At 61.7% G+C, this 8,732-nt stretch carries 8 protein-coding genes; all 8 read right to left on the bottom strand.

What is annotated here, in order from left to right; translation table 11 throughout:
* Nucleotides 1-250 (bottom strand): biotin/lipoyl-containing protein (locus tag MOV76_RS17070; protein ID WP_309506197.1); only part of this gene is annotated, 250 nt, incomplete at its 3' end.
* Between the two features lie 39 nt (nucleotides 251-289).
* Nucleotides 290-598: a YciI family protein gene (locus MOV76_RS17065; protein WP_112905438.1), complete on the bottom strand. Its 309-nt coding sequence runs from the start codon at nucleotides 596-598 to the stop codon at nucleotides 290-292.
* A gap of 15 nt (nucleotides 599-613) precedes the next feature.
* A complete protein-coding gene (locus MOV76_RS17060; RefSeq protein WP_247264937.1) occupies nucleotides 614-3,598 on the bottom strand; it encodes a 2-oxoglutarate dehydrogenase E1 component in 2,985 nt (994 codons plus the stop codon).
* A gap of 174 nt (nucleotides 3,599-3,772) precedes the next feature.
* Complete coding sequence (sucD, locus tag MOV76_RS17055) at nucleotides 3,773-4,675, bottom strand: succinate--CoA ligase subunit alpha (RefSeq protein ID WP_130653208.1); 903 nt, start codon at nucleotides 4,673-4,675, stop codon at nucleotides 3,773-3,775.
* Nucleotides 4,676-4,688: 13 nt separating this feature from the next.
* Complete coding sequence (locus MOV76_RS17050) at nucleotides 4,689-5,180, bottom strand: DUF1579 family protein (RefSeq protein WP_247264936.1); 492 nt, start codon at nucleotides 5,178-5,180, stop codon at nucleotides 4,689-4,691.
* An 8-nt stretch (nucleotides 5,181-5,188) separates the two neighbouring features.
* Nucleotides 5,189-6,382 carry an ADP-forming succinate--CoA ligase subunit beta gene (sucC, locus tag MOV76_RS17045; protein WP_247264935.1) on the bottom strand — a complete coding sequence of 398 codons (1,194 nt, stop codon included), beginning with the start codon at nucleotides 6,380-6,382 and terminating at the stop codon, nucleotides 5,189-5,191.
* A gap of 36 nt (nucleotides 6,383-6,418) precedes the next feature.
* Nucleotides 6,419-7,381, bottom strand: a complete 963-nt coding sequence (gene mdh, locus MOV76_RS17040) for a malate dehydrogenase (RefSeq protein WP_018482680.1) — start codon at nucleotides 7,379-7,381, stop codon at nucleotides 6,419-6,421.
* Between the two features lie 177 nt (nucleotides 7,382-7,558).
* On the bottom strand, nucleotides 7,559-8,722 hold the full coding sequence (gene zapE / locus MOV76_RS17035) for a cell division protein ZapE (protein WP_247264934.1): 1,164 nt from the start codon (nucleotides 8,720-8,722) through the stop codon (nucleotides 7,559-7,561).
* Nucleotides 8,723-8,732: the final 10 nt, after the last annotated feature.

The following is an 8,732-nucleotide window of genomic DNA, read 5'->3' as shown; positions in this document are numbered from 1 at the left end:
CAGCGGCAGCTGCGCCTTCGGCGATCTGACCGAGCAGCGCGCCGAGGCCGACGGTCTCGCCGGCGGCGACGACGATTTCCGAAAGCGTGCCGGAGGCGGGTGCTGGAACTTCGATGGTCACCTTGTCGGTTTCAAGCTCGAGAATCGGCTCGTCGGCCTTGATGGCGTCGCCGACCTTCTTGAACCAGGTGCCGACGGTTGCCTCGCTGACGGATTCACCGAGAGTTGGAACGCGGATTTCTGTGGCCATTGTTCAAATCCTGATTTCGTGTGTTTTCGTTAATGCGTTTCAGACGGCGGGCGGCCGCGAGATGATCGAGGGCATCGGCAGGATATCGAAGCGGAAACCGAAACCGGAAGCGATGATCGGATCGCCGTCGGCAAGAACCTGCGCCGCCGCCTGATCCTCGACCTCGACGATCGCCATGCCCCAGGCGCCTTCACCCTCGAAGACGGGGCCGACGATGATCGCCGATCCCGCAAAGGCGTGCCGATGCCAGTATTCGACATGGCGTTTCATCGCCGCCATTTCCTCCCCGGTCCCGTCATGCGGGAAAGTGGGGCGCGGCGGCTGCAGTCTCAGAAAGAAATAAGCCATTGCGCCCCCCGTGTTTTAACCGCCCAATGCATCCTCGAGGAATGCGGCGAGCTGCGACAGATGCTTGGACATCAGACCCGTCGCCGGCGAGGCGGCGGCCGGACGGCCGGTATAACGGACGCGCTGGTATTTCGCGTCGATATGGGCGAGCACCCATTCGAGGAAGGGGTCGATGAACGACCAGGCGCCCATGTTCTTCGGCTCTTCCTGGCACCAGACCATCTCGGCATTGCGGAAGCGCGACAGCTCGTTGATGAGCGCCTTTGCCGGGAACGGATAGAGCTGCTCGACACGCAGAAGATAGATGTCGTCGATGCCGCGCTTTTCACGCTCTTCGAGAAGATCGTAATAGACCTTGCCGGAGCACATGACGACGCGGCGGATCTTGTTGTCCTTCTGCAGCTTGATCGGGCCGTCCTTGATCACCTCGGCATCGTCCCAGAGCAGGCGATGGAAGGCGGATTCACCGGCCATTTCGGCAAGCGTGGAGACCGCCCGCTTGTGGCGCAGCAGCGACTTCGGCGTCATCAGGATCAGCGGCTTGCGGAAGTCGCGCTTCACCTGCCGGCGCAGGATGTGGAAGTAGTTCGCCGGCGTCGTGACGTTGGCGACCTGCATGTTGTCTTCCGCGCAAAGCTGCAGGAAACGCTCGAGGCGGGCCGAGGAATGTTCCGGACCCTGACCTTCATAGCCGTGCGGCAGCAGGCAGACGAGGCCCGACATGCGCAGCCACTTGCGTTCGCCCGACGAGATGAACTGGTCGAAAACCACCTGCGCGCCATTGGCGAAATCGCCGAACTGCGCTTCCCAGAGCGTTAGCGCATTCGGACGGGCGAGCGAATAGCCGTATTCGAAACCGAGCACGGCCTCTTCCGAAAGCATCGAATTGATGACTTCGTAGCGCCCCTGCGTCGGCGAAAGATTGGCGAGCGGGATGTAGCGCTCTTCGGTTTCCTGATCGTAGAGAACCGAGTGGCGCTGCGAGAAGGTGCCACGTTCGCAATCCTGGCCGGACAGGCGGATCTTGCTGCCTTCGACACAGAGCGCACCGAAGGAGAGCGCTTCGGCCATCGCCCAGTCGATACCCTCGCCGGTGGCGATCATGTTGGCGCGGTTTTCCATGAAGCGCTGGATCGTCCGGTGCGCATTGAAGCCCGCCGGGATCTCCGAGAGCTTGCGGCCGATCTCCTTCAGCGTCTTCATCGGCACGGCGGTCTTGCCGCGGCGCTGCTCGTCAGCATTGTCGGCCGTGCGCAGGCCCGACCACTCGCCGTCCAGCCAGTCGGCCTTGTTCGGCTTGTAGTGCTGGCCGGCCTCGAACTCCTGTTCGAGATGGGCGCGCCAATCGGCCTTCATCTTCTCGACTTCGCCGTCGGTGAGCAGTCCCTCGGCGACGAGCCGGGCCGCATAGAGCTGCAGCACGGTCTTGTGGGCGCGGATCACCTTGTACATCTTCGGCTGCGTGAAGGACGGTTCGTCGCCTTCATTGTGGCCGTAGCGGCGGTAGCAGAACAGGTCGAGCACCACCGGCTTGTGGAACTTCATGCGGAATTCGGTGGCGATCTTGGCGCCATAAACGACTGCTTCCGGATCGTCGCCGTTGACGTGCAGGATCGGCGCCTCGATCATCTTGGCGACGTCGGACGGATAGGGCGACGAGCGCGAGAAGGCCGGGTTCGTGGTGAAGCCGATCTGGTTATTGATGATCACATGCATGGTGCCGGCGACGCGGTGGCCGCGCAGACCGGAAAGGCCGAGGATTTCGGCAATGACACCCTGGCCGGCAAAAGCCGCGTCGCCATGGATCAGCAGCGGCAGAACCTTGGCCCGTTCGGAAAGCGGGATGATGTCGCCGTCCCAGACGGTGGCGTTCATATCCTGCTTGGCGCGGGCCTTGCCCATGACGACGGGATCGACGATTTCGAGATGCGAGGGGTTCGCCGTCAGCGAAACGTGGATCTTGTTGCCGTCGAATTCGCGGTCGGAGGAGGCACCGAGATGGTACTTGACGTCACCCGAGCCCTCGACCTCGTCGGGAGCGGCCGAGCCGCCCTTGAACTCGTGGAAGATCGCCCGGTGCGGCTTGCCCATGACCTGGGAGAGCACGTTCAGGCGGCCGCGATGGGCCATGCCGAATACGGCTTCCTTGAGGCCGAGATGGCCGCCACGCTTGAGGATCTGTTCCAGCGCCGGGATCAGCGATTCGCCGCCGTCGAGGCCGAACCGCTTCGTGCCCTTGAACTTGACGTCGAGGAACTGCTCGTAGCCTTCGGCTTCGACGAGCTTGGCAAGGATCGCCTTCTTGCCTTCCGGCGTGAAGGCCACGCCTTTGTCCGGTCCCTCGATGCGCTCTTGGATCCAGGCCTTCTCTTCAGGGTTGGAGATATGCATGAATTCAACGCCGAGCGTCGAGCAATAGGTGCGCTCGAGGATTTCGATCATCTCGCGGATGGTCGCGTATTCCAGGCCGAGCACGTTGTCGATGAAGATCTTGCGGTCGTAATCGGCGGCCGTGAAGCCGTAATTCTCCGCCGACAGCTCGCGATAGTCGTCGACGGGAGCGGCAATGCCGAGCGGGTCGAGCTTGGCGTGCAGGTGGCCGCGCATGCGGTAGGCGCGGATCATCATGATGGCGCGCACGGAATCGCGCGTCGCCTGCAGGACCTCTGTGCTGTCGGCGGGCTTGCCCTGAGCTTCAGCCTTGGCTTTGACCTTGGTCTCGATGACCTTCTCGACGATGCCCCAGTCGCCATCGAGAGCCGACACCAGATCGCCGCTTGCCTGAAGCGGCCAGTTCTTCTTGCGCCAGGAAGCCCCCTTGGCCGCCCTCTTCACATCGCTGGGATCCTCCTCCAGCGCCTTGAAGAAGGTACGCCACTGGTCGTCGACCGATGCCGGATCCTCTTCGTACCGCGCGTAGAGCTGCTCGATATAGGCAGCGTTGGCGCCATCCAGAAACGAGGTGACCTGAAACTGCTCGTTGGCTTCTTGCCGTGCCATGGTGATATGCGGACGCTTCCGTCCGCCTCCTGACTTTGATGAATTTGCCGGCTTGATGGCCGGCTGCCGCATTTCGATTGCCGCCTGTCCGCGGCGCATCTGCTGTTCTCGTGCCGTCGAGGCCGGGCGGAAGGCGCAGATGCCGTTCCTCCGCCCGGTCTATATTTAGGTGGCTTAGCCCTTGAGGACTTCAACCAGCGTCTTGCCGAGGCGGGCCGGAGAGGGCGACACCTTGATGCCTGCCGATTCCATCGCCGCGATCTTTGATTCCGCATCGCCCTTGCCGCCGGAAACCACAGCGCCGGCATGGCCCATGGTGCGGCCCTTCGGCGCCGTACGGCCGGCAATGAAGCCAGCCATCGGCTTCTTGCGGCCCTTCTTGGCTTCGTCCTTGAGGAACTGCGCTGCGTCTTCCTCAGCCGCACCACCGATTTCGCCGATCATGATGATCGACTGGGTGGCTGCGTCGGCCAGGAACATTTCCAGGACGTCGATGAACTCGGTGCCCTTGACCGGGTCGCCGCCGATGCCGACGGCCGTCGTCTGGCCGAGACCTTCATTGGAGGTCTGGAACACGGCTTCATAGGTCAGCGTGCCCGAGCGGGAAACGATACCGACCGAACCCTTGCGGAAGATCGAGCCCGGCATGATGCCGATCTTGCATTCTTCCGGCGTCAGGATACCCGGGCAGTTCGGGCCGAGCAGGCGCGACTTGGAGCGGTCGAGGCGAGCCTTGACCCGCACCATGTCCATGACCGGGATGCCTTCGGTGATGCAGGTGATGAACGGGATCTCAGCGTCGATCGCCTCGATGATCGCGTCGGCAGCGCCGGCCGGCGGAACATAGATGACGGTCGCGTTGGCGCCGGTCTTTTCCTTGCCTTCGGCAACGGTTGCGAAGATCGGCAGGCTTTCGCCCTTTGCGCCGGTCCAGGTTTCGCCGCCCTTCTTCGGATGGATGCCGCCGACCATCTGGGTGCCGTAATAAGCGAGCGCCTGTTCGGTGTGGAACGTGCCGGTCTTGCCGGTTAGGCCCTGAACGAGAACCTTGGTGTCTTTGTTGACGAGAATGGACATGCGAGGCCTTTGTTTAGGAGAGGTTGGAAGACGTGGAGGACGCGCGACGATAGACGCCGCTGACGACCTCCTGCCAAGTATCGCTGCAGGCAGGCGAAAAGCTGACGCCCATCCGGTAGCAGTCTTCATTTTCGAACGTGAATACGGTGCGCTGGCTGCCGCGCGGCGAAGTCTTCATCAGCACAAGCTCACTGCCGTTCCACTCGCCGGACGCCGGTACGGGCGGCGCAAAACCTGCGGTGTCGAACTGGTAGAGTTTGTAGGTCTGGTCCGAAGCATCGAAGCCGAAAACATTTCGCGCCTCGAACGAAACAGCACCATCGCGCGTCTGGCGATAGCGCTGCTCGAGGAAGAACCCGCCGAACAACACCTCGCCGGAAAACTCAGCACTGGCATTGCCTTCACTCGTCCACGCCGACGCCGCGACACGCTCGTCCCCTTCCCACACGCCAGCGAAGGCGTTGAGGCGGAAATGAGCAGCGGAGGGCGTGGACTGGAAGGCCATGATCGTTCTCAGCCGCTGATCGCCGCGACGATCTTCTTGGCCGCATCGTCCAAGTCGTCGGCCGCCGTGATCGCCAGACCCGACTCGTTCAGGATCTTCTTGCCGAGCTCGACATTGGTGCCTTCAAGGCGCACGACGAGCGGAACCTTGAGGCCGACTTCCTTGACCGCGGCAATCACGCCCTCGGCAATGACATCGCACTTCATGATACCGCCGAAGATGTTGACGAGAATGCCTTCGACCTTGGGGTCTGCGGTAATGATCTTGAAAGCCGCAGCAACCTTCTCCTTGCCGGCGCCGCCGCCGACGTCGCAGAAGTTGGCCGGCTCCTTGCCGTAGAGCTTGATGATGTCCATCGTCGCCATGGCAAGACCAGCACCGTTGACCATGCAGCCGATATTGCCGTCGAGCGCGACATAGGCGAGGTCCCACTTCGAGGCCTCGATTTCCTTGGCGTCTTCTTCGGACTCGTCGCGCAACGTCTTGACATCATCGTGACGGAAAAGGGCGTTGCCGTCGAAAGACATCTTGGCATCGAGGACGCGCAGGTGGCCATCCTTCATGACGATCAGCGGATTGACTTCCAGAAGAGCCATGTCCTTTTCGCCAAAGGCTTTGTAAAGCGCCGGGAAAAGCGACTTGGCATCCTCGGCGGCAGCGCCGTCGAGCTGCAGAGCCTTGGAGATCGCAGCAACGTCGGCAGCCGTCACGCCGGCTTCCGGATCGATGGCGATCGTCTGGATCTTCTCGGGCGTGTCGTGGGCGACGGCCTCGATGTCCATGCCGCCTTCGGTCGATACGACGAAGGCAACGCGGCCAACCGAGCGGTCGACAAGGATCGAGCAATAGAGTTCGCGGGCGATGTCGGCACCGTCTTCGATGTAAAGGCGGTTGACCTGCTTGCCGGCTTCGCCGGTCTGGGCGGTCACCAGCGTGTTTCCGAGCATTTCCTTGGCGTGGGAAACGACTTCCTCGATCGACTTGGCGAGGCGAACGCCGCCCTTGGCATCAGGCCCGAGCTCCTTGAACTTGCCCTTGCCGCGGCCGCCGGCATGGATCTGGCTCTTGACCACGTAAAGCGGACCGGGAAGCGACTTGGCGGCAGCCTCGGCTTCTTCAACCTTGAGAATAGCCACACCTTCGGCAACCGGCGCGCCATAGCCCTTCAGCAGAGCCTTGGCCTGATATTCATGAATGTTCATGGGTGTATCCCTGTTTCGATTACTTCAGCCCGTCGACTACTTGAGGGCCGGCGCGATGTTGATGCAGGCTTCGCAGAGACCGGCGACAGCGCCGACGGACTTGTCGAAGGCTTCCTTCTCGGTCTTGTTGAGATCGATCTCGATGATGCGTTCGACGCCGCCGGCGCCGATGACGGTGGGAACGCCGACATACATGTCCTTGACGCCGTACTGACCGGTGAGGTGGGCAGCGCAGGGCAGAACGCGCTTCTTGTCCTTGAGATAGGATTCGGCCATCTCGATTGCCGAGGCAGCCGGCGCGTAATAGGCCGAGCCGGTCTTCAGCAGGCCGACGATTTCGGCGCCGCCGTCACGGGTGCGCTGGATGATCTCTTCGAGGCGCTCCTTGGTGACCCAGCCCATGGTGACGAGATCGGTGAGCGGAATGCCGCCGACCGTCGAGTAGCGGGCGAGCGGTACCATCGTGTCGCCGTGGCCGCCGAGAACGAAGGCCGTGACGTCCTGGACGGACACGTTGAATTCCTTGGCGAGGAAGAGGCGGAAGCGCGAGGAGTCGAGAACGCCGGCCATGCCGACGACCTTGTTGGCCGGAAGGCCGGAAAACTTCTGCAGCGCCCAGACCATGGCGTCGAGCGGGTTGGTGATGCAGATCACGAAGGCGTTCGGCGCATACTTCTTGATGCCGGCGCCAACCTGCTCCATGACCTTGAGGTTGATGCCGAGAAGATCGTCGCGGCTCATGCCGGGCTTGCGGGCGACGCCTGCGGTGACGATGCACACGTCAGCGCCTTCGATCGCGGAATAGTCGCTGGCACCGGTCAGATTGACGTCGAAGCCTTCGACCGGCGACGACTGGGAGATATCGAGACCTTTGCCCTGGGGAATGCCGTCCGCGATGTCGAAGAGAACGATGTCGCCCAGTTCCTTCAGGCCGGCGAGGTGCGCCAGCGTGCCACCAATCATGCCAGAACCAATGAGTGCGATCTTGTTACGCGCCATTTTCGCTGTTTCCTTTGCGATCAAATTCGTCGAACGGACGCGCAAGGCACCGCCCAATGACGCAATCGCATAGACCCAAAGCCAAAAAATGGCAATTCATTATTTTTGATGCAGCGTTTTCAATCGTTTAGATACAAAAATTCTTACGTAAACGTAAGACATTCTGTCACCGAATTGTTACTCTGCGGCGCGTTTCTCATGGTGCAGTGCAAGATATTCCGCACTGCGCATCTCGAACAGGCGCGATGCCGTGCGGTCGAATTCGAAGCCCTCGGTGCCCCGGCGCTGCAATAGCAGTTCCTCCGGCATGGCCGCCGCGGAAATGTAAAGTCGCACGGCATGATCGTAGAACGTATCGACCAGAATGATGAACCGTTTGATCTGGTTCCGCTTTTCCGGCCCGAGCAACGGAATGTGATCGAGGAAGACCGTATCGAAGCGTTCGGCGATGGCCAGGAAGTCGACCGCCCCGAGCGGTTTGTCGCAAAGATCGGCGAAAGAGAACCGCGCCATGCGGTCGACGGCGAGCGGCACATGGATGTGGCGCCCCTTCATCGGAATATCCAGCGGCTGCGCCTTGCGCCCATGCAGCGCCTGTGTCCAGGACGCGTCCATCGCCATGTCGTTATGCTCGTTGATCGGCACCAGATAGACCGGCTGACTGCTCAGCTTCTCCATCCGGTAGTCGGTCGGCGAATCCAGGGTGACGACATCGACATGCTGCTTGAGCAAGGCGACGAACGGCAGGAAGAGGCCGCGATTGAGACCATCCGTGTAGAGATTGTCGGGCTCGACGTTCGAGGTCGCGACCAGCGCGCATCCGCGCGCGAAAAGCTCGGAGAACAGCCGCGACAGGATCATCGCATCGGCGATGTCGGTGACCGTGAACTCGTCGAAGCAGAGAAGCTCGGCTTCGTCGTAAAGCGCTGCGGCGACCGGCGGCATCGGATCGGCCTGCTTTGTCTCGCCGTTCTTGAGCTTGAGCCGGTGTGCCGCGATGCGGTTGTGCACATCCGCCATGAATTCGTGGAAATGCGCCCGCCGTTTCTTCCTGCACGGCGCCATTGCGAAGAACATGTCCATCAGCATGGTCTTGCCGCGCCCGACGCTGCCGTGGATGTAAAGCCCCTTGATGCCGTCGGCGGACTTCTTCTTGGCGGCAAACAGCCAGCCAAGCGCACTCGATTTTGCCGCCGGCCGCCGCTGCTTCAGCCCGGCAAGCACCCGATCGAGGCTCTTTGCCACGTCCAACTGAGCCGAATCGACCTGAAGCGCGCCCGATGCGGTCAGCGCTTTAAGCTGTTCGCAGACGCTGAGCGCATAATCCGGCATTGGTTGCATGAGGGCATAT

Origin of the sequence: Rhizobium sp. PRIMUS64 (assembly GCF_023006465.1) — a bacterium.
GTDB lineage: Bacteria > Pseudomonadota > Alphaproteobacteria > Rhizobiales > Rhizobiaceae > Rhizobium > Rhizobium leguminosarum.
This window is presented reverse-complemented; position numbering and strand designations above follow the sequence as displayed.